Origin of the sequence: Mycobacterium pinniadriaticum, from assembly GCF_026242045.1 — a bacterium.
In the GTDB taxonomy this organism is placed as follows: domain Bacteria; phylum Actinomycetota; class Actinomycetes; order Mycobacteriales; family Mycobacteriaceae; genus Mycobacterium; species Mycobacterium pinniadriaticum.
Map to the genome: position 1 here is coordinate 247,302 of NZ_JAPJDO010000002.1, position 25,078 is coordinate 272,379.

The following is a 25,078-nucleotide window of genomic DNA, read 5'->3' on the forward strand; positions in this document are numbered from 1 at the left end:
GCCGCCAGGCTCACTTGCAGGACAGCGAGCAGCTGGCGCAGCTGCCCGCGCAGCTGGCCTCGGCCTCCCGGCGAGCGGCATAGCGGGCTCCCTGCCAGGAGCCGGCGGCCACGGTTGCGACCGCGCCGATCACGCAGACGATCAGCACCGTCAGTCCGGTGCTCGGCGGCGCCACGAGGGCGGCGGCGCCACCGGCGGCCAGCATGACGGCCGCGGCCAGTTGGGTCGGGGCGACCGCCCGCAGAACTTGTCCGGTGAGGTCAGCGGCCGAGGCCCGGGTCAACGTCCACACGCCCGAGCCACCGATCAGGACGGCCATGCCCAGGCACACCACGCCGACGACGAACATGGGGCAACAATACGAGCCCGGGCTCAGTGCTGCGGAACGGGCACCACCGGCACGGCGGCCGGTGCCGCCGCGTCGGCCAGCGGGGCGGCGGCCGCGGGTTCGGGTGCCGGAGCCTGGGCCGGCGCTGGGCCGGCCGTCGGTGATGTGACCCGGAAGCCGTTGACGATGGCGTCGGTCGCATCGGCGGTGGCTACCACCTGGTTGGCGGCGGTGGTCACGTACAGCGAGACGAGATAGTGGTCGGTTCCCGACGGGACGATCACATGGCGCCGCGAGGTGTTCAGCGTCATGTCGTTCTCGCGGTAGGTGCCCTCGATGATCGAGGACGGGAAACCGTCGAAGTCGGCCATCGACGCGTCGGTCGGTTGCCAATTGAACAGTTGCTGGCTGTCCAGGTACCCGTGGGTGATGGCTTCCTTCGGGTCGAAGTCACCGACCAGCTTGTAGACCTTCAGCTGGGCGTTGGAGGTGTACAGCCCGTCACCGCCGAGGCGGTCGGCCAGCACGGTGAACGCGTCGGGGACGTTCGGGTCGGGCACGACGCTCCATCCGCGCGGCATGGGCAGCACGAGGTTGATCGCGGTGAAGCCGGCCGCCTTCTGCGGCTCCATCTCGACGCCCTTGTCCTTGAAGTACTCGGTCAGGGTGCCGGACTCGGCCGGTACCAGGGTCTCCGGTGCGGTGGCGACGGGAGCCGCCGCCGGCAGGGTGGCGACCTGACCCGCTGCCGGTGCGGTGGCGACCTGACCCGCTGCCGGCGCCACCGCGGGGGTGGCCGCAGGTGCGAGGTTGGCCGCGGCGGCCTCGGGGGCGACGGTGACGGTCTGGGTGACGGTGACCGGGGCCGGGGCGGGGGGAGCCGGAAGAACCGGCTCGGCGGACGCGTTGGCGCCGGCAAATCCGAGGACGGCGGCCGTACCGGCGGCTACACCACCTACTACCACCCGCCAATTACGGGTAATCGTGATCATCGCGACTGTCCTTCTCGACACGGTCGGGCCAGGTGAGACCCCTTTGTCAGGGGCCGACTGTATCGGTCCGTCCAGGCCCGCGGAAAGGGCTGGAACAGAGCTGGAATCAACCGTCGACCGCACCGCAACGGAACCGATATCGCGTCGTTGCCTCGCCTGCGACGGAGGTCACAGACCGCCGCCGGCAGCTGCGGTGTCACAGTCGGCTGCCAAAGGGGTGCGCAGCGTCTCGAGCGGCCCTTATACCCTGTGTGCGTGACCGAATCGCCGACCGCCGCAGCTGCGGAACCTGACGGCTCCGACGCCGATGTGCCGCGGTACCGCTACACCGCCGAACTGGCGGGGCGCATCGAGCGGGACTGGCAGGACAACTGGCAAGCCTGGGGCACCTTCAACGTGCCCAATCCGGTCGGCTCGCTGGCGCCCGCCGACGGCGCGGCCGTCCCCGACGACAAGATGTTCGTCCAGGACATGTTTCCCTATCCCTCGGGTGAGGGTCTGCACGTCGGGCACCCACTGGGCTACATCGCCACCGATGTCTACGCGCGCTACTTCCGGATGACCGGCCGCAATGTGTTGCACGCGTTGGGCTTCGACGCGTTCGGCCTGCCCGCCGAGCAGTACGCCATTCAGACCGGTACGCATCCGCGCATCCGCACCGAAGCCAACATCGTCAACTTCCGCCGCCAGCTGGGCCGGCTGGGTCTGGGGCATGACCAGCGGCGCAGCTTCTCGACCACCGACGTCGACTTCTACAAGTGGACGCAGTGGATCTTTCTGCAGATTTACAACGCCTGGTTCGACACCGACCAGAACAAGGCCCGGCCGATCGCCGAATTGGTGGACGAATTCTCCAGCGGCGCACGCAGTCTCGATGACGGACGGGCCTGGTCCGCGCTCTCGCCGGGGGAACGGTCCGACGTCGTCGACGGCTACCGGCTGGTGTACCTGTCCGATTCGCTGGTGAACTGGTGTCCCGGTCTGGGCACCGTGCTGGCCAACGAGGAGGTCACCTCTGACGGCCGCAGCGAGCGGGGCAATTTCCCGGTGTTCCGGAAGCGGTTGCGGCAGTGGATGATGCGGATCACCGCCTACTCCGACCGGCTGCTCGAGGACCTCGACGTGCTGGACTGGCCGGAGAAGGTCAAGACGATGCAGCGCAACTGGATCGGTCGCTCCACCGGTGCGTCGGTGCTGTTCGGTGCTAACGGTGTCGATATCGAGGCGTTCACGACCAGGCCCGATACCCTGTTCGGCGCCACCTACCTGGTGCTGGCCCCCGAGCATGAGCTCGTCGACACCCTGGCCGCCACGCAGTGGCCCGACGGCGTGGATCCGCGGTGGACCTCCGGCGCGGCCTCCCCGGCTGAGGCGGTGGCCGCCTACCGGCGCTCCATCGCGGCGAAGTCTGATCTCGAGCGCCAGGAGAACAAGACCAAGACCGGGGTCTTCCTCGGCACGTATGCGATCAATCCGGCCAACGGACAACAGGTTCCGATCTTCATCGCCGACTATGTCTTGGTCGGCTACGGCACCGGCGCCATCATGGCGGTGCCCGGTCACGACCAGCGTGACTGGGAGTTCGCGACGGAGTTCGGGCTTCCGATCCTGGAAGTCATTGCTGGCGGCGATGTCTCGGAGGCCGCGCATACCGGAGACGGTGCGCTGGTGAATTCGCAGTACCTCGACGGGCTGAACGTTGCGGACGCCAAGAAGGCGATCACCGAGCGGCTGGAGGCCGACGCCCGCGGCCGCGCCCGGGTCGAATACAAGCTTCGCGACTGGCTTTTCGCACGCCAGCGGTACTGGGGCGAGCCGTTCCCGATCGTCTACGACGCCGACGGGCGCGCCCACCCACTGCCGGAATCCGCCCTGCCGGTGGAGTTGCCCGACATCGCCGACTACTCGCCGGTGATGTTCGATCCCGATGATGCCGGCAGCGAGCCGTCGCCCCCGCTGAACAAGGCCACCGAGTGGGTACACGTCGAGCTGGACCTGGGCGACGGCCTGCAGACCTACACCCGTGACACCAATGTGATGCCGCAGTGGGCCGGCAGCTCGTGGTACGAGCTGCGGTACGCCGATCCGCACAACTCAGAAGAGTTCTGTGCCAAGGAGAACGAGGCCTACTGGATGGGTCCGCGACCGGCCGAGCACGGCGCGGCGGATCCCGGTGGCGTGGATCTCTACGTCGGTGGTGTCGAGCATGCGGTATTACACCTGCTGTATTCGCGGTTCTGGCACAAGGTGCTGCACGACCTCGGCTACGTCACGTCGCGGGAGCCCTACCGCCGCTTGGTGAACCAGGGCTACATCCAGGCCTTCGCCTACACCGACTCCCGGGGCGCCTACGTGCCGGCCGCCGACGTGGTCGAGCGCGACGGAAAGTTCTTCCTGCCCGGTCCCGACGGCGAGACAGAGGTCTTTCAGGAGTTCGGCAAGATCGGCAAGAGCCTGAAGAATTCGATCTCTCCGGACGAGATCTGCGACAGCTATGGCGCCGACACACTGCGGGTCTATGAGATGTCGATGGGCCCGCTGGAGGCGTCGCGGCCATGGGCGACCAAGGACGTCGTCGGCGCGCATCGGTTCCTGCAACGGGTATGGCGGCTCGTGGTCGACGAATCTACCGGTGAAGCAAGGATTTCCGAGCATGAGGCACTGAGCGATGACACTTTGCGGCTGCTGCACCGCACGATCGCGGGCGTGTCGGACGACTACGCGAACCTGCGCAACAACACCGCCGCGGCCAAGCTCATCGAGTACACCAACCACCTCACCAAGGAAGGCGTCGCCGCTCGCGCGGCCCTGGAGCCGCTGGTATTGATGGTGGCGCCGCTGTCCCCGCACTTGGCCGAGGAACTCTGGCAGCGGCTGGGCCACCAGAAGTCGTTGGCCCACGGCCCATTCCCGACGGCTGACCCGCAGTATCTGGTGACCGATACCGTCGAGTACCCGGTGCAGGTCAACGGCAAGGTTCGCGGACGCATCACCGTCGCCGCCGACGCCGACAAGGCCAGCCTCGAGGCGAGCGCGCTGGCCGACGAGAAGGTGCAGGCCTTCCTGGCCGGCGCGACTCCCAAGAAGGTCATCGTGGTGCCGGGCCGCCTGGTCAACCTCGTCGTGTGATTCCTTTCCGCCCAAACCGACTCAGTGTCATTTTGGTGATTGCCGCTATTGCGGTGGTTGGGTTCTTCTTACCTGGTGTGTGTGCTCGCAAACCGACTGCCACCCTGTGGGGGTTGGCATGGATTTGTTTTGCCGGCATCAGGTGGGAAGGACCGACCGGCGTGACTTGATAGGAGCGTGGCATCGCCCCCACTGAGATGTGTCCAGCCGGTCGGCCCAACCTTCACCTCATCCACCTGATGAAAGGAAGGCACTGTCCATGGTGGTCATTGGAGCCGATGTACACAAGCGCACGCACACCTTCGTCGCCGTTGACGACGTCGGCCGCGAACTCGGCAGGAAAACGGTCCCAGCAACGACGTCCGGGCACACCGCTGCCATACGATGGGCTCGCGAAAACTTCGGCGGCGAGCTGGTGTGGGGCATCGAGGATTGCCGCAATCTGTCCGCGCGTCTGGAACGCGATCTGCTTTCAGTGGGGCAGAAGGTGGTGCGGGTGGCGCCGAAGTTGATGGCGCTGCACCGTGCTGGCGGACGGGATCGGGGCAAGTCTGACCCGATCGACGCACTCGCGGTGGCGCGGGCAGTCCTGCGTGAACCTGATCTGCCGGTGGCTGCCCACGACACGGTCTCACGGGAGTTGAAGCTGTTGGTTGATCGCCGTGAAGACCTTGTGGCGCAACGCACGTCGATCATCAACCGATTCCTGGGCCGCGTCCACGAACTCGATCCTGTCCGTAACCCGAAGAAGGGATCGATGGATCGCGCCAAGACCCATAAGGCCCTGGCGGACTGGTTGGGCACCCTTGAGGGAGTACTGGTCGAGGTGGCTGCCGATGAGCTGGCCGACATCGTGCGACTCACCGCCATGATCAACGCGCTGGCCTACCGCATCGGCACCGCCGTGCAAGCGGTAGCACCAGCGCTGTTGGCGCTGCCGGGCTGCGGTGAACTCACCGCAGCCAAACTGGTCGGCGAATCCGCCGGCATCGGCCGCTTCACCAGCGAGGCGGCGTTCGCCCGTCACAACGGCACCGCCCCGATCCCGGCCTGGTCGGGTAACACCGCCGGTCGCATGCGCCTCAACCGAGCCGGCAACCGCCAACTCAACGCAGCACTGCACCGCATCGCCATCACCCAGATCGGCATGGCCGGCAATACTGGGCAGGCCTACTACCGAAAACGGCTAGCCGGCGGCGACTCATCCTCCGAAGCTTTGCGCTGCCTCAAACGACGCCTCAGCCGCACCGTCTTCAACCGCCTCCACGCCGACGAGAAATCACGCCACCAGCCCGATCAACACCTCGCCGCTTGACATAGGAGCAATAAACTGCCGAGATAGTGCGAGTAAATCCCCTCAAAATGTCGATCTCGACCCGAGATCAACGCGGCCGGACCACCACCTGATGGGTGTGTGCGTCGGGCGGGGTGGCGATCACCTCGGCGACAATCCGCGCGACGGTCTCGGCCTTGAGGTATTTCGCCGGGTCGTACTGCCCGCCTTCGTAGGCGACCAGATCCTGTTGCATGTCGGTGTCGACCCGTCCGGGGTGCACGCTGGTGACCCGCAGGCCGGGTTCGTCGGCACGGAGCGAGTCGGCGAACGCCCGCTGCGCGAACTTGCTCGCCGAATACGCCGCCAGGCCCGGTGATGCGTTCAGTCCGGCGCCGGAGTTGATGAACACCACGTGGCCGCGGGCCGCTCGCAGCGCGGGCAGCAGCGCCAGGGTGAGGGCGACGGGGCCGGTCACGTTCACCTCGAAACACGACCGCCACTGCTCGGGTATGGACTCGTCGAACTTTCCCGGATGGGCGACACCGGCGTTGTGGACCAACACATCGAGCTCGGCGAGCGGCTCGGCGGCGGCCTCAATGCTGTCCTGGTCGGTGAGGTCCAGCGGCCAGGTGGTCGCCCCGAGGCGGGCGGCGACGGCGTCGAGCCGGGTCGAGGGCCGGCCTGCAAGCAGTAGAGTGTGGGTGGGTGCCAGCGCCTCCGCAATCGCGGATCCGATACCGCCGCCGGCCCCGGTGATGAGAACTGATTTCATCCCCTGGTCGGTTCGCTCCTGCCCGCTGGTAGACATCTTCACAACCCTACCGACCTGCGATTCCCACCCACGCGTCGCAGAATGAAAGCGTGGCATTCGACCCGAGCTTCGGCCCGACGCAGCTGGCGGCCCGCGCGGCGTACCTTCTGCGCGGCAACGACCTGGGCGTGATGACCTCCGCGGCGCCGCTGCTCTACCCCCATATGTGGAGCTGGGACGCCGCTTTCGTGGCCGTCGGGCTGGCCCCGTTGAGCGTGGAACGCGCCGTCGTCGAACTCGATACGCTGCTGTCCGCGCAGTGGGCCAACGGGATGATTCCGCACATCGTGTTCGCCAACGGGGTCGACGGCTATTTTCCGGGCCCGGCTCGTTGGGCCACCTCGGCGTTGGCAGCCAACGCCCCGCGCACCCGGCACACCTCGGGGATCACCCAGCCGCCGGTGCACGCGATCGCCGTACAGCGCATCCTCGACCGCGCGCGGACCAGGGGCCGCTCCACCCGCGCCGTCGCCGAGGCGTTCCTGGATCGCCGATGGGCGGATCTGGTGCGCTGGCACCGCTGGCTGGCCGAGGCCCGCGATCAGGACGAGCGCGGCCGTGTCACGCTGTTTCACGGCTGGGAGTCCGGCATGGACAACTCCCCGCGCTGGGATTCGGCCTACGCCAACGTCGTTCCCGGCGCTATCCCGGAGTATCAGCGCGAGGACAACCACATCGTCACCGATGCCAGCCAGCGTCCCTCCGACACCGAGTACGACCGCTACCTGTGGTTGCTCGAGGAGATGAAATCGGTTCGCTACGACGACGATCTGCTGCCCAAGGTGATGAGCTTCGCCGTCGAGGACGTTTTCGTCTCGGCGATCTTCTCGGTGGCGTGTGAGGTGTTGGCCAATATCGGTGAGGACTACAAGCGACCCAACGCCGACGTCCGCGACCTGTATTCGTGGGCCGAGCGGTTCCGTGCCGGCGTCGTCGAGACAGCCGACGAAAGGACTGGGGCGGCAAAAGATTTCGATGTCAGAGCGGGAAAATGGATCTCGACGGAGACCGCCGCGCAGTTCGCCCCGTTGCTGTGCGGAGGGCTCCCGCACGACCGCGAACGCACGCTGCTGCGGATGCTGGAAGGTCCGCGGTTCTGCGGGCATCCCGATCTGAAGTACGCGGTGATCCCCTCGACGTCACCGGTTTCCAAGGACTTTCGCCCGCGCGAGTACTGGCGCGGCCCGGTCTGGCCGGTGCTCACCTGGCTGTTCTCCTGGGCATTCGCGCGCCGCGGATGGGCCGAGCGCTCTCTGCTGCTTCGCCAAGAGGGCCTTCGGCAGGCCAGCGACGGCACCTTCGCCGAATACTACGAACCGTTCACCGGGGAGCCGCTGGGCAGCATGCAACAGTCCTGGACCGCTGCCGCAGTCCTCGACTGGCTGGGTTAGATCCCCGGGTCGCTTCGCTCCTGCCCGCCGGGCGTTAGATCCCCGGGTCGCTTCGCTCCTGCCCGCCGGGCGTTAGATCCCCGGGTCGCTTCGCTCCTGCCCGCCGGGCGTTAGGTACTAGCTCTCGGCCTGCTCGGCCAGCCGCTCCAAGGGCCGCAGCGCCTTGGCGAGGGTTTCCCGCTCCTCGTCGGTCAACTTGGACAGCAACGCCGCCAGGTTCGCTCGCCGCACGGCCAGCGCCTCGCGGTGCTGCACCAACCCTTGCGGGGTCACCTCGACCAGGACCGCGCGCAGGTCTGAGGGATCGCGTGATCGCTTGACCAGGCCCAACTTCTCCAGGCGGCGGATAGCGACGGTGGTTGTCGGGGTGCGCACCCGCTCGCGTGCGGCCAGCTCGGTCATCCGGATCGGACCCTGGTCCAGCAGGGTCAGCAGGATCGACAGCTGCGCCAGCGTGAGGTCCGCGCCGGCGGTGGTGGATTTGGTGTCGGCGCGACGCAAGACCGAAAACAGTTTCGAGAGGACCCGTTGCAGGTCACCAGACAGGTCGGTGACCTGCGGCTCGGCCTCAATCATAGTTCGCTAGTCTAACCTGTCGGTGGCTGTCAACCGCGCGATACGCGGTTTTCGCGGCGCACTTGCTCCAACCGTGCTGACGGTCAGCATGCCCGGGAGGGGTCAGTCCGGGTGCTCACGGTATTACCGACGGCAGTGCGGCCACGCAGTGCGCTCAGACGGAGTTCAATTCCGCGAACACACCGCGCCGATTCAGCTCGATGATCAGCGCGTCGGCCATCAGATCGGCGCGGTCCACGCACGCCTGCCGCGCCGCCGCGGGCTGGTGTCGACGGATCGCGTCGTATTCGGTCTCGGCGAGCGGCATCAGCAGGGCGGGTCCGTCAGGGTTGGTGGCCCAGAACTGATTGGGCATGAAGCTGCGCGACGCCCGGATACTCGCCGTCAGCCGTGGGCCGGCGTATGCCTTGATGAGGATGTCTCGAAACCGGTGGGCGGCCCCGATGTACTCGAGTGGTCTGGCGGCGGCGCGCATGATCGTCATCACCTGGTCGAGCTCGTCGAGCACGGCAGCCCGGAGGTTGGTCGAGGCGCGGGCGGCCACCGCACCGGTGAGCAGGCCATGCACCTCGTGGTGTTCGCGCAGCACGTCGGCATCGAAGCGGTGGACGAACGCACCACGGTGGTAGCGCGATTCCAGAATGCCGTCGCGTTCGAGCTGCACCAGGGCCTCCTGCACCGGCACCCGGCTTAACCCGAGGGCGGCGGCGACCTCATTGCGGTCCACCCGGTCACCGGAGCGCAGCCGCCCGGTCAGCAGCAGGTCGAGGACATGCGCAACGACCTGATCCTTCTCTTTGACCCCATAGCGCTTGGGCATCGCTCTCTCTGCCGTCAGGGGGATACATGCTCGTGGACATCCTCCCGGTTTCTGGCGTGGATCTGGCCAAATCACTCGTAACAAGACTGTGAGTCTCGTTACGCTCCGGGGATGACGACGACGGAACTGCCCGACTCCTACTACGCGGACACACCGGTACCGCAAGGGCGCACCGCGGCCGTGGAGTATCTACGCCGACCGGGTCCGGTCTACCGGGTCGGCTCGATCTGGTTGATCACCAGTCATGAGGGCGTCCGCTATGCCCAGAAGCACCCCGAGCTGTTCTCCTCGGCGAAAGCCTTCGACGGGGTCGCCAACGCGATTCGGATGATCCCGATCGCGATCGACCCACCCAGACACGCGGATTACCGGCGGGTGCTCGACCCGATGTTCGGACCCAAACGCATGGAAGCGATGGATGCCGATCTGCGCGCACAGCTGCGGGGGCACATCGACGCCTTCGCCCCGCTCGGGCGCTGCGACGTCGTGGCGGATCTGTCCTACAAATTCCCCACCCAGGCGATCCTGACGCTGTTCGGGTTACCCCTGGAACACCTGCCGAAGTTCCTGGGCTGGGTGACCGGCATCATCAAGGGGGCCGACATCTCGTCCCTGGGCCGGGAGCAGTCGCAGTCGGTGATCGAGTGCAGCATGGCGCTTTTCGGATTCCTTGCCGAACAGCTCGAATTCAAACGCAGTCACCCGGCCGACGACATGCTCAGCAACATCCTGGCTCTCGACGGCGACGAGGCCTGGACCGACGCAGAGATTCTGGGCCTGTGCTTCCTGATCATCCTGGCCGGGCTCGACACCGTCACCGGTGCCATCGGGTTCTCGTTGCACACCCTGGCCAACGATCCGGTGTTGCGCCATCGGCTGATCGACGATCCATCGCTGATCCCGCCGTTCGTCGAGGAGATGCTGCGCCTCGAGGGCCCGGTGCCGGGAGTGCCGCGCGTGACGACGGCAGACGTCGAGGTCGAGGGGGTGCGGATCCCGGCGAACTCGCAGGTGATGCTGATGCTCTTCACGGCCAATCGGGAAGGCCCGCACGCGCACGAGATGGACTTGACCGCCAAGGCCACCCACCTCGGATTCGGCGGTGGAATCCACCGGTGCCTCGGCTCGCACCTGGCCCGGCGGGAATTGCGGCTCACCATCGAGGAGTTCCACGCCCGGATCCCCGACTATCGGCAGGCAGGCGAGGCCACCGTGCTGTGGCCCGCCGGCACCTTCGGCCTGGAGTCGCTGCCGCTGGAGTTCGAGCCCTGCTAGCGAGGCAACCGGTCCCGGATCAGCGGTTGTCGCGCCAGCGCACCAGCGCCTCAGCCGGACCGAGGTCGTAGTCGGGTCCGTTGACGCCGACGGTCAGCAGGGTCACACCCAGTCCGGTCAGATCCTCGGCGCTGGCCCGCAGGGCCTCGAGGTCCTTGCCGCCTTCCACCCCGGCCGAGCGCTCGATGGTGGTCGGGTCCCGGGCGACGTCCGAGCAATGGCGATCGAGCACTTCGGCCTTGCCGGGATAGGTCTGCGCGTTGGTGAATCCGTGCCAGATATCCCCGTACTCGGCGACCAGGCGCAGGGTCTTGCGCTCACCCTGACCGCCGATGAGAATCGGGATGTCGCGGGTCGGAGCCGGGTTGAGCTTGGCCAGCCGCGACGTGATCCGAGGAAGCGCGCCGGCGAGATCGTCGAGGCGGCTTCCCACGGTGCCGAAGTCGTATCCATACTCGTCGTAGTCCTTCTGCTTCCATCCCGAGCCGATCCCCAGGATCAGCCGACCCGCGGAGATGTGGTCGACGGTGCGGGCCATATCGGCCAGCAGCTCGGGGTTGCGGTAGGAGTTGCACGACACCAGGGCGCCGATCTGGATGCGGGAGGTCTGCTCGGCCCAGGCTCCCAGCATGGTCCAGCACTCGAAGTGGGTGCCGTCGGGATCGCCGTACAGCGGGAAGAAATGGTCCCAGTTGAAAACGACGTCGACGCCGATGTCCTCACAGCGGCGCACCGCGTCGCGGATCTGATTGTAGTCGGTGAAATGCTGCGGCTGCAGTTGCACCCCGATGCGAATGGGAAAGGCCACACCTGGACCCTACGTTCGGCTAGGCCGGATTGCCTCGCTCCTCCTCCGTCTCGTCCCTCGGCGGCATGGTCGGCTCGGCTAGACGCCGATATTCCCGCTCGGCTTCCATACCGCCACGACCGATGGGCGGGCGGTGCCGTTGCCGCCCTCGGGCCAGTTGGACAGGGGGTCGTCGATGCTGTTGTCGTCATGCTCGCCGGGGTGCTGCACCGAGACCGTGACGAGGTCGTCCAGCACGATCGGCCCGCAGGTCTCCGCCCCAATCGGGACGGTCAGAAACTGGCGCGTCTCACCGCGATTGGGTCCATCGAGCGCGACGGCGAACAGGCCGTCGTTGGAGTCCAGGGCGTTGCCGTCGGTGGAGATCCACAGATTGCCGTGCTTGTCGAAGGCGAGATTGTCTGGGCAGGAGATCGGGCTGACCTTCGATTTGTCGAACCCGCCGTAGTAGGTGTCGGCGGCGGCGGGATCCCCGCAGACCAGCAGCAGGTCCCAGGTGAACGACGTGCCGGCATGGTCGTCGGTGATCTCGAGGATCTGACCGTTCTTGTTGTCATTGCGGGGGTTGGGCGCGTCGGCGGCGGCCTTGCCCGGTGCTCCGCGCTCGTCGTTGTTGGTCAGCGCGACGTAGACCTTGCCGCTCGTCGGGTTGGCTTCGAAGTCTTCGGGCCGGTCCATCTTGGTGGCGCCGGCCTTGTCGGCGGCGAACCGGGTGAACACCGCGACCTCTTGGGCGGTCATACCGTCTACCAACGAGTCGGCCGCTCCGTCCGAACCCGTGCGTAGCAGCGGGAGCCAGGTACCCGACCCGCGGAAGGAACCGTCGGCGGGCAGGGTGCCCGAGCCGTCGATCTGATTGGCCGGGATGTCGGTGGACAGCTTGGCGACGTAGAGGGTGCCCTCGTCGAGGATGGTCATGTTGTGGGCCATCGCCGCCCCGTCGCGTCCGGGCTGGATCTGTTTGGCCGAGACGAACTTGTACATGTAGTCGAACCGCTCATCGTCACCGCTATAGGCGACGACGGTCCCGTCGGGTGTGACGTAGATGTTGGCGGCTTCGTGCTTGAAACGGCCCATCGCGCTGTGCTTGACCGGCACCGACTGCGGGTCCCACGGGTTGAGTTCGACGACATAGCCGAACCTGTTGACTTCGTTGGGTGTCTTGGTGGGATCGAAGCGCGGCTCGAAGGTCTCCCAAAGCCGTTCGCTCGGCTTGAGTTTGATGCCGTAGCGCTTCCATCGGTCCGCGTCGATCGGGGTCGGGGCCTTGGCGCCCTCGGCGGAGCCGAAGTAGGAATTGAAGTTCTCCTCGCCGGACAGCACGGTGCCCCACGGCGTGACACCACCCGAGCAGTTGTTGACGGTGCCGCTCACCGTGCGGCCGCCTGGGTCGGCAGCGGTTTTGACGAATTCGCTGCCGGCGGCCGGGCCCACCAGGGTGAACGGTGAGTCGGCGGTGATGCGCCGGTTGTAGCGGCCCAGCACCGGCTTGAGTCCCTCGGGCGTGCGTTCCACCTCGACGACCGACAACCCGTGTGCGGCGACCGACGTCTCGAATTGGTCCCGGGTGGGCTGCTTCTCGTTGTATCCGGGGTACATGAACCGCTCGGTGGTGTACTCGTGGTTGACGACGAGTAGGTAGTGGCCGGGGGAGCCGTCGATCGGTAGCAGGCCGGCGAAATCGTTGTTGAACCCGAACTGTTGACGTTGCGCGGCGGCGTTCTGCTTGGTGACGTCGAAGGCCGGGGCGCCCGGCAGCACCGGGTCACCCCAACTGATCACCACCGCCTGCTGGTAGTCCTTCGGAACGACGACCGCGTCCTCGATATTGGGTGCCACGGCGGCGAAGTTCATCCCGGCCGGCGGCGCAGGCGGGGGCGCAGATGTGGTTGCCGTTGACTGCGCGGTGGGCTTGGTCTCGGCGCCGCCGCATGCCGCCAGCGCGGAGCCCGCGCCGACCGCGAGTACCGCCACGCCGGCGGCCTTCAGGGCGGAGCGCCGCGACATCGCTTCCCGGACGAGGTCCCCGAAATAAGCGTTATCACTGGTGTTCGGTGCTGGGTGCGAGCACGCATCGCCGCACCGGTAGCGGCATGTGATGCGTTGCCGCGCCGAGCGCCCGTCGTGATTGATCAGAAGATTCAGCGGCAGCAGAGCCATGAGCCCGAAGCTATGGCAACCCGGGAATCAGCTGAGAATCTACTGGGAATCAGCGGGTGAACAACAGGGAAACTGCTCAGCCGAGTACGTCACGAAGAATGTCGACCAGCGCGCGGGGTTGGTCGCCCTGCACCGAGTGGCCTGAATCGGGCACGACGATCACCCGCTGGAAACCCGGTGCGGTGCGGGCAAATTCGTCGGCGTCGTCATCGTTGACGAAGAAGGAGTTGGCGCCGCGTACCAGGGTGGTGGGCATCGTGATGGACGGGACGTCATCCCACAGCCCGGCGAACGACTCGGGCAGCCCCTCGCCGGCACCCGCACCCTTGCGGAACGAGTCGTAGCGCCACGTCCAGGTGCCGTCGTCCAACTGTTTGGAATTGTGGAAGACACCGCGGCGCAACGATTCTCGACTCCGGGTCGGCGAAGCGGCGATGGTGACGTCCAGCATGGCGGCGAAGCTGGGGAACGTGCGCTCACCTTGCACCAGCGCGACAGCGCCCAGCTGGGCCTGGCTCATCTGTTCATGACGTTCCGGCGCCGATGGTGTGACATCGACGAGTACCAGCTCGGGAACGAGCGCTGGCTCGACGGTCGCGATGCGCAGCGCGGTCAACCCACCCAACGACATTCCGACCACGAGTCGTGGGCTGGGCGCCCAGTCGTTCAGGACGGGCCGCAGGGTTTCGGCGTTGAGCCGGGGGCCGTAGTCGCCGTCCTGCCGCCAGGCCGAGCGGCCGTGGCCGGGCAGATCGATGGCCAGTGCCGGAACACCGAGGCCGAGAATGACGGTGTCCCAGGTGTGGGCGTTCTGCCCGCCGCCGTGCAGGAATACGACCTGGGGCGGTTCGGCGCCCCACTTCAGCGCGCTGATCGGGCCGGACTCGATCCTGGTCACCGGCGGCAGCGGACCGCTCACCCCGGCCTGCGCGGCGTTCTCGGGGAGCAGTGCGAATTCGTCCAGGCCGAGCAGTTCTTCGTCGGAGATCACAGAACTCATCTAACGCGAAACTGCGGCGAGATCGCGATGGGACGTCCCAGTCGCGATCTGACCGCAGTCTCGGTACGAACGACTACTCTCCGTCGATGAAATCCTCGAGCTGCGCCCGGGCGATATCGTCGGGCAGCTGCTTGGGCGGGCTCTTCATCAGGTAGGCCGATGCCGCGACCACCGGTCCGCCGATGCCGCGGTCCTTGGCGATCTTGGCCGCCCGCACCGCGTCGATGATGACGCCGGCGGAGTTCGGCGAGTCCCACACCTCGAGCTTGTACTCGAGGTTCAGCGGCACGTCACCGAACGCGCGACCCTCCAGCCGCACGTAGGCCCACTTGCGGTCGTCGAGCCAGCCGACGTGGTCGGACGGGCCGATGTGGACGTCCTTGGTCTTGAATTCCTTCTGCAGGTTGCTGGTGACGGCCTGGGTCTTGGAGATCTTCTTGCTCTCCAGGCGCTCCCGCTCGAGCATGTTCAGGAAGTCCATGTTGCCGCCGACGTTGAGCTGCATGGTGCGGTCCAGCTGCACGCCGCGGTCCTCGAACAGCTTGGCCATCACGCGGTGGGTGATCGTCGCGCCGACCTGGCTCTTGATGTCGTCGCCGACGATCGGCACACCGGCGTCCTCGAATTTCTTGGCCCAGACCGGATCGGAGGCGATGAACACCGGCAGTGCGTTGACGAACGCTACGCCTGCGTCGATGGCGCATTGCGCGTAGAACTTGTCGGCTTCTTCCGAGCCGACCGGCAGGTAGGACACCATGACGTCGACTTGAGCGTCCTTGAGCACCTTGACGACGTCGACGGGCTGCTCGTCGGAGACCTCGATGGTGTCGGCGTAGTACTTGCCGATGCCGTCCAGCGTCGGGCCGCGGCGCACGACGACGTTGGTCGGCGGCACGTCGGCGATCTTGATGGTGTTGTTCTCCGAGGCGAAGATCGCCTCGGACAGGTCGAAGCCCACCTTCTTCGCGTCGACGTCGAACGCGGCGACGAATTTCACGTCGCGCACGTGGTAGGGGCCGAGCTTCACGTGCATCAGGCCCGGGACGGTGGCGTTGGCGTCGGCGTCCTTGTAGTACTGCACGCCCTGGACCAGTGAGGACGCGCAGTTGCCGACGCCGACGATGGCGACCCGCACATCTGTCGACGCTCCGTTGTGCTCCGTCATGGACGTTCTCCTAACTTGTACTTCTACTGGCTGCTGTTCAGGTACTTCGGTGGCCGCGTCAGGCCTGGTCTGGGTGGGTCTGGGCGACCCGCTCCGCGGCGATCAGCTCGTTGAGCCACTTGACTTCGCGTTCGCTGGACTCCAGGCCCAACTGATGCAGTTGTCGTGTGTAGCGGTCGAGCGAATTGCTCGCTCGTGCGATGGCGTCCCGCAGACCTTCGCGGCGTTCTTCCACCTGGCGGCGGCGGCCTTCCAGGATCCGCATCCGCGCCTCGGCCGGTGTGCGGTTGAAGAACGCCAAGTGCACACCGAAGCCGTCGTCGGTGTAGTTCTGCGGACCGGTGTCGGCGACCAACTCCGCGAAGCGTTGGCGGCCGGCATCGGTGAGCTGGTACACCCGGCGGGCGCGGCGCAACACCGTCGTTCCGGCAGGGGCGGCGTCCTCGGCGATCAGCCCGTCGGCCTGCATCCGGCGCAGCGCCGGGTACAGCGAGCCGTAGGAGAAAGCGCGAAACGCTCCCAACAGACCCGTCAGTCGCTTGCGCAGCTCGTAGCCGTGCATGGGCGACTCGAGGAGAAGACCCAAGATGGCAAGCTCCAGCATCGGGTCACCTCCTTTGCTCGTCCGTTACGGCGCTTCGACACCTCTGAAGATAGTATCGGAGCGATATATTCGGCGCTAGTTGAGCGCCGACGGTCCTGGTGGACGCCGCTCCACTTACGGGTAGTTGACCTGCTTGACCGAGCCGTCCGGGTCGAGTTGGACGGAGCCGCTGCCGAAGTCACTGGAAACGTAGATCGAGATCGTCACCGTGTCCGGAGCGGTGATATCTCGGCTGGGCTCGACGATGAGGTAGGTGCTCTTGACGTCGGCCGGCTTCATGTTCAAGGTCTCCGGAGCGCCGCGCAGCACCCCTACGACAGCCTTGGCGTCGAACTTGCTCAGGTCCACGATCTTGGCGCCGTCGCTGGCCGGTGACGAACTCGGGTCGCCCCAGCCGCCGCGGTAGGTGTAGCTGAGCTCGCGGCGGTCGTCGGTGGGGTCCGGCCGATCCAGCGAGGCGTAGTCGGGGTAGATCACCAGCCGGTAGCCTTCTGCGTCGCCGAACTTCTTCTTCATCTGCTCGAACAGTCCGGTGAGTCCGCCGAGTGATTGCAACTGGCGGGGCGGTGTCAGCACCACGGGCGCGACACCGTCGGCTTTGGCGCCGGGATCGGAGGTGAAGTTGAGCGGCGAGGGCGTATTGCCGTACAGACCCCAGCCGATGCCGATCCCCAGCAGGATCAGCACGGCGCCGATGGCCGCGCGGATGCCCCAACTGCCGTTGGCACCGGAAGCTGCCGTGAGCCGGGGTTTCTTCAGGGTGGGCAGCTGCACCGGTGCGTTGGCGGTCTGCAGATCCGACACCAGTGCGCGCAGGTCCCCCAGCGTCGTGGCGTTGGTGGCACTCTTCACCCGCTGCCCGTGCTCGGCCATCGACAGCTGCCCCTCGGACAGCGCGGTGTCCAGGATCTGGCAGATGTCGTTGCGGTCGCTGTCCTTGGCGCGCGTGCCAGCCGTCTGCGAAGTCGCCACGGCGATGATCGTAAGAGTTCGACCGGCAAGAGCGCAGACCAGGCGGACAATTACGGCCACCCGCGAGTCGGTTGCGTGTCGGTGCTGAGATCCCCGACGTACTCTGGTCATCGTGCGATTGCAGCGACAGGTGGTGGACTACGCCCTTCGGCGACGCTCCCTGCTGGCCGAGGTGTACTCCGGTCGGACGGGCGTCTCCGAGGTCTGCGACGCCAATCCCTATCTGTTGCGCGCCGCCAAGTTTCACGGCAAGCCCAGTTCGGTGATGTGTCCCATCTGCCGCAAGGAGCCGCTGACGCTAGTGTCCTGGGTGTTCGGCGATCACCTGGGCGCGGTCTCTGGTTCGGCGCGCACCGCCGAGGAGTTGGTGCTGCTCGCAACGAAGTTCGACGAGTTCTCGGTGCACGTGGTGGAGGTATGCCGGACCTGCGAATGGAATCACTTGGTCAAGTCCTATGTGCTCGGAGCGCCACGTCCCGCCAAGGGAACGCGTGCCCGCCGGGGCACCCGGACGGCACGCTCCGACGCGCGCACGGCCAGTGAATAGCGAAGGGCGTCACGACCGGCCTGCCACGGACATCCGCATGGGATCGGGGGCCGACGGTGCGTCCGGCAACTCCGAGCACCCGACGACGAGGATCCCGATGGCCGGCGAGGCGCGCCCGTCTGGTCCGGCCCGAAGCGCGCCGCGCCGACAGGTTCCGCCCGATGACCGGCTGACCTCGATCATCGAGCCGGTTCGCGACGACACCGTGCCGCTGCGCGACCCGATCGACGTTGTCAAGGCGGCCCTGGACGGTACGCCGCCGCCCAAGCCGCCGCCGGGGCCGCCGACGGGCGGTGGGCCCGCGGGCCCCCCGCCGCCCAAGCCGCCGTCGTTCTCCCAGCAGATCAACTGGAAGTGGGTGCGCCGGTCGCTGTACCTGTGCGTCGTCGTGCTGGTGGTGCTTCCGATCGTCACCTTCGGCATGGCCTATCTGATCGTTCAGGTGCCCCAGCCCGGTGACATCCGGACCAACCAGGTGTCGACGATCCTGGCCAGCGATGGTTCGGAACTCGCCAAAATCGTTCCCCCGGAAGGTAACCGGGTCGACGTCAACATCGACCAGGTGCCGGTCCAGGTGCGCAACGCGGTGATGGCGGCCGAAGATCGTGACTTCTACACCAACCCCGGCTTCTCGCTGACGGGTTTCGCCCGGGCGCTGAAGAACAACCTCTTCGGTGGTGATCTGCAGGGCGGATCGACGATCACCCAGCAGTACGTGAAGAACGCGCTCGTGGGCGACGCCCGCTCCGGTATCGGCGGTCTGGTCCGTAAGGCTAAGGAGCTCGTCATCTCCACGAAGATGTCGCGCGAATGGTCCAAAGACCAAGTGATGCAGGCGTATCTGAACATCATCTACTTCGGCCGGGGCGCCTACGGCATCTCGGCGGCCTCGAAGGCCTATTTCGACAAGCCGGTCGAACAGCTGACCGTCGCCGAGGGTGCTCTGCTGGCGGCGCTGATCCGGGGGCCGTCGATTCTGGACCCGGCAGTCGATCCCGACGCCGCGCTCAAGCGGTGGAACTGGGTTCTCGACGGCATGGTGTCGATGGGTGCGTTGTCCGAACAGGAACGCGCCCAACAGGTCTTCCCGCCGACGGTGCCGCCGGACGAGGCCCGTTCGGCCAACGTGACCACCGGGCCCAACGGCTTGATCGAACGGCAGGTCACCAAGGAACTGCTGGAGTTGTTCAACATCGACGAGCAGACCCTGAACACCCAGGGCCTGCAGATCACCACGACGATCGATCCGCAGGCGCAGGAGGCCGCCGAGGACGCGGTGTCGAAGTACCTCGACGGTCAGATGCCGGATATGCGCTCGGCGGTGGTGTCCATCGACCCCAAGACCGGGGGCGTGAAGGCCTATTACGGCGGATCGGACGCCCAGGGCTTCGATTTCGCCCAGGCCGGGCTGCCGACCGGGTCGTCCTTCAAGGTGTTCGCCTTGGTGGCCGCGCTGGAACAGGGAATGGGTCTGGGCTATCAGGTCGACAGCTCCCCGGTGACCCTCAACGGCATCACCATCACCAATGTCGAAGGTGAGGGCTGCGGTGTCTGCAACATCGCCGAGGCGTTGAAACGGTCCCTGAACACCTCGTACTACCGGCTGATGCTCAAGCTCAAGAACGGGCCGGCCGACGTGGCCGACGCCGCGCACCGTGCCGGGGTGGCCGAGAGCTTCCCGGGTGTACCGCACACGCTGTCCGAGGACGGCAAGGGCGGGCCGCCCAACAACGGTGTCGTCCTCGGTCAGTACGAGACCCGAGTGCTCGACATGGCGTCGGCGTACGCGACGTTGGCCGACTCCGGCGTCTATCACAAGCCGCATTTCGTGCAGAAGGTCGTCAACGCCCGCGGCGAAGTACTGTTCGACGCGAGCACCGCCGACAACAGCGGAGAGCAGCGGATCCCGAAAGCGGTGGCCGACAACGTGACCGCGGCCATGCAGCCGATCGCGGGCTGGTCCAACGGGCACAATTTGGCCGGCGGGCGCTCCTCGGCGGCCAAGACCGGAACGGTCCAGCTCGGCGACACCGGGGCCAACCGGGACGCCTGGATGGTCGGCTACACCCCGTCGCTGTCGACGGCGGTCTGGGTGGGCACCACCGACGGCACCCAGCCGCTGGTGACCAAGGGCGGCAGTCAGGTGTACGGGTCGGGCATCCCGTCGGACATCTGGAAGGCGACGATGGACGGGGCCTTGAAGGGGACCGACAACGAGTCTTTCCCCAAGCCGACCGAGGTGGGCGGTTACGCAGGTGTTCCGGCGCCGCCGCCTCCGCCGCCGACACCGACCGTGACCGAAACGGTCATCCAGCCCAGTATCGAAGTCGCGCCGGGCATCACGATCCCGATCGGCCCGCCGACGACCATCACCGTGCCGGCCGGAGCTCCGCCGCCGCCGGGGGCGCCGCTACCGCCGGACGCACCGCCGCCGCCCGTCGACGGGGACCCCAACGCGCCCCTCCCGCCTCCGCCTCCGCCGCCGTGACCGACGGCGACAGCCAGCAGCAGGACCCCTCGGCGGACCGGCCGGCCAGCGCGCCGGCCGGTGCCGCGTCGGTGGGCTCGGCCCGGGCCACCGTGTCGCCGATGCCGCTGGCCGATGACCGGCGCAGCGCCGACGACCGCGACATGCCCAGCCGCACCGACACGTTGGGTTCCGCACTCGCGGAGGTGGTCGGTGGCCCGGTGGGTCGCCATGCCCTGATCGGGCGCACCAGGGTGTTCACTCCGCTGCGGGTGATGTTCCTGATGGCGCTGGTGGTGCTGGCGCTGGGCTATTCCACCAAGGCGCCGTGCCTGCAGACCGTCGGCAGCGGGCCGCCCGATCAGCGGGTGGCGAATTGGCAGAACCAGCGCGCCTACTTCGAACTGTGCTACTCCGACACGGTGCCGCTGTATGGCGCGGAGTTGTTGAGCCAGGGGCGCTTTCCGTACAAGTCCAGTTGGATCGAGACGGACTCCAGCGGCCGGCCGCAGACGCGCTACGACGGCAGGCCCGCGATCCGCTACATGGAGTATCCGGTGCTGACCGGGGTGTACCAGTACGTGTCGATGGCGCTGGCCAAGACCTACACCGCGCTGGCCAGAGCGGTGTCGCTGCCGGTGATCGCCGAAGTGGTGATGTTCTTCAACTTCTCGGCGTTCGGGCTGGCTCTGGCGTGGCTGACGACGGTATGGGCGTCCTCGTGGTTGGCAGGCCGGCGGGTCTGGGACGCGGCGCTGGTGGCCGCGTCGCCGGTGCTGGTATTCCAGGTCTTCACCAACTTCGATGCGCTGGCAACGGCTTTGGCGGTTGGCGGATTGCTGGCCTGGGCGCGGCGCAAACCGGTATTGGCCGGGATCCTGATCGGACTCGGGGTGGCCGCCAAGTTGTATCCGGCGCTGCTGCTGTTCCCGCTCCTGGTCCTGGCCGTGCGCAGTGACCGGATGCCGGACGCCTCGCGGACGGTGGTGTCGGCGGTCGGCGCGTGGTTCGTGGTCAACCTGCCGGTGATGCTGCTGTTTCCGCGCGGCTGGTCGGAATTCTTCCGGCTCAACTCCCGTCGTGGCGATGACATGGATTCGCTCTACAACGTGGTGAAGTCGCTTACCGGCTGGGGTGGCTTCGACTCGAATCTCGGGTTCTGGCAGCCACCGCTGATTCTCAACACGTTCGTCGTGGCGGTGTTCCTGTTGTGTTGCGCGGCCATTGCGTACATCGCGTGGACGGCGCCGCAGCGGCCCCGGGTGGCGCAGCTGGCCTTTCTGACGGTGGCAGCGTTCTTGTTGGTGAACAAGGTGTGGAGTCCGCAGTTCTCGCTGTGGCTGGTGCCGCTGGCGGTCCTGGCGTTACCGCACCGTCGAATCCTGTTGGCGTGGATGACCATTGACATGCTGGTGTGGGTGCCCCGGATGTTCTACCTGTATGGCGAGGGCAACAAGGGCCTGCCCGAGCAGTGGTTCACCGTGACGGTGCTGCTGCGCGACATCGCGGTGATCGCACTGATGGTGTTGGTGGTCCGCCAGATCTACCGGCCCGAGCTGGATCTGGCGCGCTGGAACGGCAGGGTGGACGATCCGGCCGGCGGGGTGTTCGACGGAGCGCCCGATGCGTACCCGACGCGGTTCCCGCGCTGGCTGCGACCACGCGACAGTGCCTTAGGGGATCCCGAACCGCAGACGCCGGATGCAAGTCGCGATAGCACTGTTCCCGCGTAACACCGCGCTGGATGTCGACGACTCCGAGCGGTTCAGGGTTCAGTTCGTCCCCGGTGCCGCAGTCGGCATGCTGAGAGCATGGGCGGCACCGGACAGTCGGCTGTCGTAGGTGACGAATGCCGTCAGTGTCGCTACGGATGCCGCGACGTCGGCGGTAGCGAGGTGGATGGCATCGAGTGAACGCAGCGCGGGGTCCTGAAAGGCCGCAGCGGTCGCCCGCACAACGGAGTCGATTTCGAATCGGTCAAGGCGTGCCAGGACGGCCGGCACCGCAGCCAGCCCGGCCAGGTGCCCTGCCCGGATGAGGGCTCTGGGCAACTCGACTTCAGCCAGTGTTGAGGTGATCCAACGAAGTTCGGTTCGCTCGTCGAGCCAGTCGGCGAGGTCCGTCGATTCCCGTTCCAAACGGACGAGTTTCACCAGGGCGGACGTGTCAAGGTAGATCATCAGTCTCAGTACCGTTCCGCCTCGCGCATCTGGGATAGCAGCGCGCCGGCGTCGGGTCCAGTTTCCAGGGGGATCGTCGGCCTCGGTGCGCGACCGTGTGTCGTTGCTGGGTGCACCCGGCCGGCGCTGACTAACTCGTCGAGCGGCCCGGCGGACGCCGGAACGATTCGCGCGATGACCGCGCCGCGCTCCGTGACGGTTATCTCTTCGCCGGCTTTCACCCGCGCCAGCACCCTGGCCGTTTCTTGATTCAGCACGCGGATCGGGACATCGCTCATAGTAGACAATGTACTACGAAGATGTACTACCGATACTTCTCCGGGGCGCTGAAGTACTACCGCCAACGGAGCTGATTTCGCTGATCAGCCAGCGCTGGAGTAGCCTGGCCAGGTTGCCGACGCAGGCGACCCTTCTGCCACGGACCTACCGTGGCCGCTACGACCATAGGAGGTGATGAGGTTCCCATGCGTCCATACGAAATCATGGTCATCCTTGACCCCACTCTCGACGAGCGCACCGTTGCCCCGTCCTTGGAGACGTTCCTGAACGTCATCCGCACCGACGGCGGCACCGTGGACAAGGTCGACATCTGGGGCCGGCGCCGCCTGGCCTACGAGATCGCCAAGCACGCCGAGGGCATCTACGCCGTCGTCGATGTGAAGGCCGAACCGGCCACCGTGTCCGAGCTCGACCGTCAGCTCAACCTGAACGAGTCGGTGCTGCGGACCAAGGTGATGCGGACCGACAAGCACTAGTCACGTCAGTGGATAACCTCGCCGCGCGTCGGAGCTGTTACGTAGGCTCGCGGTGAATCCATCCGCCTATGCCAGGAGGACCTTGTGGCCGGTGACACGACCATCACCGTCGTCGGAAATCTGACCGCCGACCCCGAACTGCGGTTCACCCCGTCCGGTGCAGCCGTCGCCAATTTCACGGTGGCGTCCACACCGCGGATCTATGACCGCCAGAGCGGGGAGTGGAAGGACGGCGAAGCGCTGTTCCTGCGCTGCAACATCTGGCGTGAGGCGGCCGAGAACGTGGCCGAGAGCCTCACCCGGGGTTCCCGGGTCATCGTGACCGGCCGGCTCAAGCAGCGGTCCTTCGAAACCCGCGAGGGCGAGAAGCGCACCGTCTTCGAGGTCGAGGTCGACGAGATCGGCCCGTCGCTGCGCTATGCCACCGCCAAGGTCAACAAGGCCTCGCGCAGTGGCGGCGGTGGCGGCGGCGGCTTCGGCGGTGGCGGCGGTGGCGGCGGTTCCCGTCCCGCGGCGGCGGCCAGCGAAGCAGGCGACGATCCGTGGGGCAGTGCCCCGGCGTCGGGTTCGTTCGCCGGTGGCGACGACGAACCGCCCTTCTGACACCCAACGAAAACCTTTGCGCGCCTGGGGCGCGCCATCCTGAGAACGAAAGAGATTGACCCATGGCCAAGTCCAATAAGCGGCGCCCGGCACCGGAGAAGCCGGTCAAGACCCGCAAGTGCGTGTTCTGCTCCAAGAAGGGGCAGGACATCGACTACAAGGACACCCAGCTGCTGCGTACTTACATCAGCGAGCGAGGCAAGATCCGCGCCCGCCGGGTGACCGGCAACTGCGTGCAGCACCAGCGCGACATCGCGATCGCCGTCAAGAACGCGCGCGAGGTCGCTCTGCTGCCGTTCACCTCGGCGGCACGGTAGAGAAACGGAAGTATCGAGATGAAGCTGATTCTGACTGCCGAGGTCGACCACCTCGGTGTGGCCGGTGACACCGTCGAGGTGAAGGACGGTTACGGACGCAACTACCTGCTGCCGCGCGGGCTGGCCATCGTGGCCTCCCGCGGTGCGCAGAAGCAGGCCGACGAGATCCGCCGGGCGCGCGAGGTGAAGACCGTGCGCGACCGTGAGCACGCCGACGAGATCAAGGCCGCCATCGCGGCCCTGGGCTCGATCTCGCTGCCGGTGAAGGCCGCGGCGGACTCCGGCAAGCTGTTCGGCTCGGTGACCGCCAACGACATCGTCTCGGCGATCAAGAAGGCCGGTGGCCCCAACCTGGACAAGCGCACCGTGCAGCTGCCCAAGGCCCACATCAAGGCGACCGGTGCCCACACCGTCGGCGTGCATCTGCACCCCGAGGTCAACGTCGACGTGACCGTCGACGTCGTCGCGCAAAGTTAGCTCTACACGTCAATTCCCCGGGTGGCGGCCGCGTCGAGGTCGCCCTCGGGGAATTGTCGTTCGCTGGCGAACACATTCCGGTCCGACCAACTCAGCTAATCTAACCAGCCGTTAACCTTGTGCATAACCCCCGGCAACACAACACGCCCGAGATCGCAACCGGTGACGACACGCCGACGAATTCAACATCCACAGAACCTGTGTGGGTCTACCCTGCCCTCAGCTGGGCAGATCGCAAAAAGATACGTACCGATCCACAGGTTTTCCCCAAGGCCTCAACACCGGTTTCCCCAGCTATCCACAAACCACTAACAGGTTGATGAACAGGCCCGGTATGCGAGGGCCCCAGCAACGTCTAGCGTGAGCCGTCGGCGGTGCGGAACTTCATCACGGTCACCGATTTTCGTCGGTGGGCCGTGAGAGTC

Annotated in this window: 24 protein-coding genes; 11 read left to right on the plus strand and 13 right to left on the minus strand. The window is 66.6% G+C overall.

Annotated features, from left to right (window positions below; all coding sequences use genetic code 11):
- Positions 1–10 precede the first annotated feature (10 nt).
- Positions 11–349: a hypothetical protein gene (locus tag ORI27_RS03415; protein WP_265995102.1), complete on the minus strand. Its 339-nt coding sequence runs from the start codon at positions 347–349 to the stop codon at positions 11–13.
- Positions 350–372: 23 nt separating this feature from the next.
- Positions 373–1,320: an LpqN/LpqT family lipoprotein gene (locus tag ORI27_RS03420; RefSeq protein ID WP_265995103.1), complete on the minus strand. Its 948-nt coding sequence runs from the start codon at positions 1,318–1,320 to the stop codon at positions 373–375.
- Positions 1,321–1,575: 255 nt separating this feature from the next.
- Here ORI27_RS03420 and leuS point away from each other — a divergent pair, with 255 nt between their 5' ends.
- Together leuS and ORI27_RS03430 are read left to right on the plus strand one after the other, a co-directional pair.
- A complete protein-coding gene (leuS, locus tag ORI27_RS03425) occupies positions 1,576–4,449 on the plus strand; it encodes a leucine--tRNA ligase (RefSeq protein ID WP_265995104.1) in 2,874 nt (957 codons plus the stop codon).
- A 259-nt stretch (positions 4,450–4,708) separates the two neighbouring features.
- Positions 4,709–5,764, plus strand: a complete 1,056-nt coding sequence (locus tag ORI27_RS03430) for an IS110 family RNA-guided transposase (RefSeq protein ID WP_265995105.1) — start codon at positions 4,709–4,711, stop codon at positions 5,762–5,764.
- 67 nt (positions 5,765–5,831) lie between these two features.
- Here the strand turns inward: ORI27_RS03430 and ORI27_RS03435 are convergent, their stop codons facing one another.
- Positions 5,832–6,497, minus strand: coding sequence for an SDR family oxidoreductase (locus ORI27_RS03435; protein ID WP_265995251.1), 666 nt, complete (start codon positions 6,495–6,497; stop codon positions 5,832–5,834).
- 89 nt (positions 6,498–6,586) lie between these two features.
- Between ORI27_RS03435 and ggh the strand changes: the two genes are divergently transcribed.
- Positions 6,587–7,927: a glucosylglycerate hydrolase gene (ggh, locus tag ORI27_RS03440; RefSeq protein WP_265995106.1), complete on the plus strand. Its 1,341-nt coding sequence runs from the start codon at positions 6,587–6,589 to the stop codon at positions 7,925–7,927.
- A 117-nt stretch (positions 7,928–8,044) separates the two neighbouring features.
- Here the strand turns inward: ggh and ORI27_RS03445 are convergent, their stop codons facing one another.
- Together ORI27_RS03445 and ORI27_RS03450 are read right to left on the minus strand one after the other, a co-directional pair.
- Positions 8,045–8,503 (minus strand): MarR family winged helix-turn-helix transcriptional regulator, encoded by a 459-nt coding sequence (locus tag ORI27_RS03445; protein ID WP_096312612.1) that lies wholly within the window; start codon positions 8,501–8,503, stop codon positions 8,045–8,047.
- Between the two features lie 154 nt (positions 8,504–8,657).
- Positions 8,658–9,323, minus strand: coding sequence for a GntR family transcriptional regulator (locus tag ORI27_RS03450; protein WP_265995107.1), 666 nt, complete (start codon positions 9,321–9,323; stop codon positions 8,658–8,660).
- 111 nt (positions 9,324–9,434) lie between these two features.
- On the opposite strand from ORI27_RS03450, the gene ORI27_RS03455 reads away from it, so the two are divergent.
- Complete coding sequence (locus ORI27_RS03455; protein WP_265995108.1) at positions 9,435–10,598, plus strand: cytochrome P450; 1,164 nt, start codon at positions 9,435–9,437, stop codon at positions 10,596–10,598.
- 19 nt (positions 10,599–10,617) lie between these two features.
- On the opposite strand, the gene ORI27_RS03460 is transcribed toward ORI27_RS03455, so the two are convergent.
- The 6 genes from ORI27_RS03460 to ORI27_RS03485 form a co-directional block, all read right to left on the minus strand.
- On the minus strand, positions 10,618–11,406 hold the full coding sequence (locus tag ORI27_RS03460) for an LLM class F420-dependent oxidoreductase (protein ID WP_265995109.1): 789 nt from the start codon (positions 11,404–11,406) through the stop codon (positions 10,618–10,620).
- Positions 11,407–11,484: 78 nt separating this feature from the next.
- Entirely contained in the window at positions 11,485–13,566 is a 2,082-nt protein-coding gene (locus tag ORI27_RS03465; RefSeq protein ID WP_265995110.1) for a PhoX family protein, read from the minus strand.
- A 76-nt stretch (positions 13,567–13,642) separates the two neighbouring features.
- Positions 13,643–14,566 (minus strand): alpha/beta fold hydrolase, encoded by a 924-nt coding sequence (locus tag ORI27_RS03470; RefSeq protein ID WP_265995111.1) that lies wholly within the window; start codon positions 14,564–14,566, stop codon positions 13,643–13,645.
- A 73-nt stretch (positions 14,567–14,639) separates the two neighbouring features.
- On the minus strand, positions 14,640–15,731 hold the full coding sequence (locus ORI27_RS03475; RefSeq protein WP_265995112.1) for an inositol-3-phosphate synthase: 1,092 nt from the start codon (positions 15,729–15,731) through the stop codon (positions 14,640–14,642).
- Between the two features lie 58 nt (positions 15,732–15,789).
- Positions 15,790–16,335 (minus strand): PadR family transcriptional regulator, encoded by a 546-nt coding sequence (locus ORI27_RS03480; protein ID WP_265995113.1) that lies wholly within the window; start codon positions 16,333–16,335, stop codon positions 15,790–15,792.
- 114 nt (positions 16,336–16,449) lie between these two features.
- Positions 16,450–17,307, minus strand: coding sequence for a DUF1707 SHOCT-like domain-containing protein (locus ORI27_RS03485; RefSeq protein ID WP_265995114.1), 858 nt, complete (start codon positions 17,305–17,307; stop codon positions 16,450–16,452).
- Positions 17,308–17,419: 112 nt separating this feature from the next.
- Between ORI27_RS03485 and ORI27_RS03490 the strand changes: the two genes are divergently transcribed.
- The 3 genes from ORI27_RS03490 (at position 17,420) to ORI27_RS03500 (ending at position 22,054) form a co-directional block, all read left to right on the plus strand.
- Entirely contained in the window at positions 17,420–17,854 is a 435-nt protein-coding gene (locus ORI27_RS03490) for a DUF5318 domain-containing protein (protein WP_265995115.1), read from the plus strand.
- A 97-nt stretch (positions 17,855–17,951) separates the two neighbouring features.
- Complete coding sequence (locus tag ORI27_RS03495) at positions 17,952–20,342, plus strand: transglycosylase domain-containing protein (RefSeq protein ID WP_265995252.1); 2,391 nt, start codon at positions 17,952–17,954, stop codon at positions 20,340–20,342.
- 101 nt (positions 20,343–20,443) lie between these two features.
- On the plus strand, positions 20,444–22,054 hold the full coding sequence (locus ORI27_RS03500; protein ID WP_265995253.1) for a glycosyltransferase family 87 protein: 1,611 nt from the start codon (positions 20,444–20,446) through the stop codon (positions 22,052–22,054).
- Between the two features lie 39 nt (positions 22,055–22,093).
- On the opposite strand, the gene ORI27_RS03505 is transcribed toward ORI27_RS03500, so the two are convergent.
- Positions 22,094–22,501 carry a type II toxin-antitoxin system VapC family toxin gene (locus ORI27_RS03505; RefSeq protein ID WP_265995116.1) on the minus strand — a complete coding sequence of 136 codons (408 nt, stop codon included), beginning with the start codon at positions 22,499–22,501 and terminating at the stop codon, positions 22,094–22,096.
- Positions 22,502–22,506: 5 nt separating this feature from the next.
- Positions 22,507–22,779: a type II toxin-antitoxin system Phd/YefM family antitoxin gene (locus tag ORI27_RS03510; RefSeq protein ID WP_265995117.1), complete on the minus strand. Its 273-nt coding sequence runs from the start codon at positions 22,777–22,779 to the stop codon at positions 22,507–22,509.
- Between the two features lie 186 nt (positions 22,780–22,965).
- On the opposite strand from ORI27_RS03510, the gene rpsF reads away from it, so the two are divergent.
- From rpsF to rplI, 4 genes are all read left to right on the plus strand, one after another.
- Positions 22,966–23,256: a 30S ribosomal protein S6 gene (gene rpsF / locus ORI27_RS03515; RefSeq protein WP_265995118.1), complete on the plus strand. Its 291-nt coding sequence runs from the start codon at positions 22,966–22,968 to the stop codon at positions 23,254–23,256.
- An 84-nt stretch (positions 23,257–23,340) separates the two neighbouring features.
- The gene (locus tag ORI27_RS03520; protein WP_265995119.1) at positions 23,341–23,859 is read left to right on the plus strand and encodes a single-stranded DNA-binding protein; all 519 of its coding nucleotides are present in this window, start codon (positions 23,341–23,343) and stop codon (positions 23,857–23,859) included.
- 62 nt (positions 23,860–23,921) lie between these two features.
- Positions 23,922–24,176, plus strand: a complete 255-nt coding sequence (gene rpsR, locus ORI27_RS03525; RefSeq protein WP_094483921.1) for a 30S ribosomal protein S18 — start codon at positions 23,922–23,924, stop codon at positions 24,174–24,176.
- Between the two features lie 18 nt (positions 24,177–24,194).
- The gene (gene rplI / locus ORI27_RS03530; RefSeq protein WP_265995120.1) at positions 24,195–24,653 is read left to right on the plus strand and encodes a 50S ribosomal protein L9; all 459 of its coding nucleotides are present in this window, start codon (positions 24,195–24,197) and stop codon (positions 24,651–24,653) included.
- Positions 24,654–25,078: the final 425 nt, after the last annotated feature.

What these genes read in the sequence shown, in the direction of transcription:
- ORI27_RS03445 (WP_096312612.1), bottom strand. Translation starts at nt 8,503, where the DNA reads ATGATTGAGGCCGAGCCGCAGGTCACCGACCTGTCTGGTGACCTGCAA.
- rpsF (WP_265995118.1), top strand. Translation starts at nt 22,966, where the DNA reads ATGCGTCCATACGAAATCATGGTCATCCTTGACCCCACTCTCGACGAG.
- ORI27_RS03455 (WP_265995108.1), top strand. Translation starts at nt 9,435, where the DNA reads ATGACGACGACGGAACTGCCCGACTCCTACTACGCGGACACACCGGTA.
- ORI27_RS03420 (WP_265995103.1), bottom strand. Translation starts at nt 1,320, where the DNA reads ATGATCACGATTACCCGTAATTGGCGGGTGGTAGTAGGTGGTGTAGCC.
- rplI (WP_265995120.1), top strand. Translation starts at nt 24,195, where the DNA reads ATGAAGCTGATTCTGACTGCCGAGGTCGACCACCTCGGTGTGGCCGGT.
- ORI27_RS03500 (WP_265995253.1), top strand. Translation starts at nt 20,444, where the DNA reads ATGCCGCTGGCCGATGACCGGCGCAGCGCCGACGACCGCGACATGCCC.
- ORI27_RS03415 (WP_265995102.1), bottom strand. Translation starts at nt 349, where the DNA reads ATGTTCGTCGTCGGCGTGGTGTGCCTGGGCATGGCCGTCCTGATCGGT.
- ORI27_RS03475 (WP_265995112.1), bottom strand. Translation starts at nt 15,731, where the DNA reads ATGACGGAGCACAACGGAGCGTCGACAGATGTGCGGGTCGCCATCGTC.
- ORI27_RS03480 (WP_265995113.1), bottom strand. Translation starts at nt 16,335, where the DNA reads ATGCTGGAGCTTGCCATCTTGGGTCTTCTCCTCGAGTCGCCCATGCAC.
- ORI27_RS03435 (WP_265995251.1), bottom strand. Translation starts at nt 6,497, where the DNA reads ATGAAATCAGTTCTCATCACCGGGGCCGGCGGCGGTATCGGATCCGCG.
- ORI27_RS03495 (WP_265995252.1), top strand. Translation starts at nt 17,952, where the DNA reads ATGGCCGGCGAGGCGCGCCCGTCTGGTCCGGCCCGAAGCGCGCCGCGC.
- ORI27_RS03450 (WP_265995107.1), bottom strand. Translation starts at nt 9,323, where the DNA reads ATGCCCAAGCGCTATGGGGTCAAAGAGAAGGATCAGGTCGTTGCGCAT.
- ORI27_RS03505 (WP_265995116.1), bottom strand. Translation starts at nt 22,501, where the DNA reads ATGATCTACCTTGACACGTCCGCCCTGGTGAAACTCGTCCGTTTGGAA.
- ORI27_RS03465 (WP_265995110.1), bottom strand. Translation starts at nt 13,566, where the DNA reads ATGGCTCTGCTGCCGCTGAATCTTCTGATCAATCACGACGGGCGCTCG.
- ORI27_RS03470 (WP_265995111.1), bottom strand. Translation starts at nt 14,566, where the DNA reads ATGAGTTCTGTGATCTCCGACGAAGAACTGCTCGGCCTGGACGAATTC.
- ORI27_RS03430 (WP_265995105.1), top strand. Translation starts at nt 4,709, where the DNA reads ATGGTGGTCATTGGAGCCGATGTACACAAGCGCACGCACACCTTCGTC.
- rpsR (WP_094483921.1), top strand. Translation starts at nt 23,922, where the DNA reads ATGGCCAAGTCCAATAAGCGGCGCCCGGCACCGGAGAAGCCGGTCAAG.
- ORI27_RS03510 (WP_265995117.1), bottom strand. Translation starts at nt 22,779, where the DNA reads ATGAGCGATGTCCCGATCCGCGTGCTGAATCAAGAAACGGCCAGGGTG.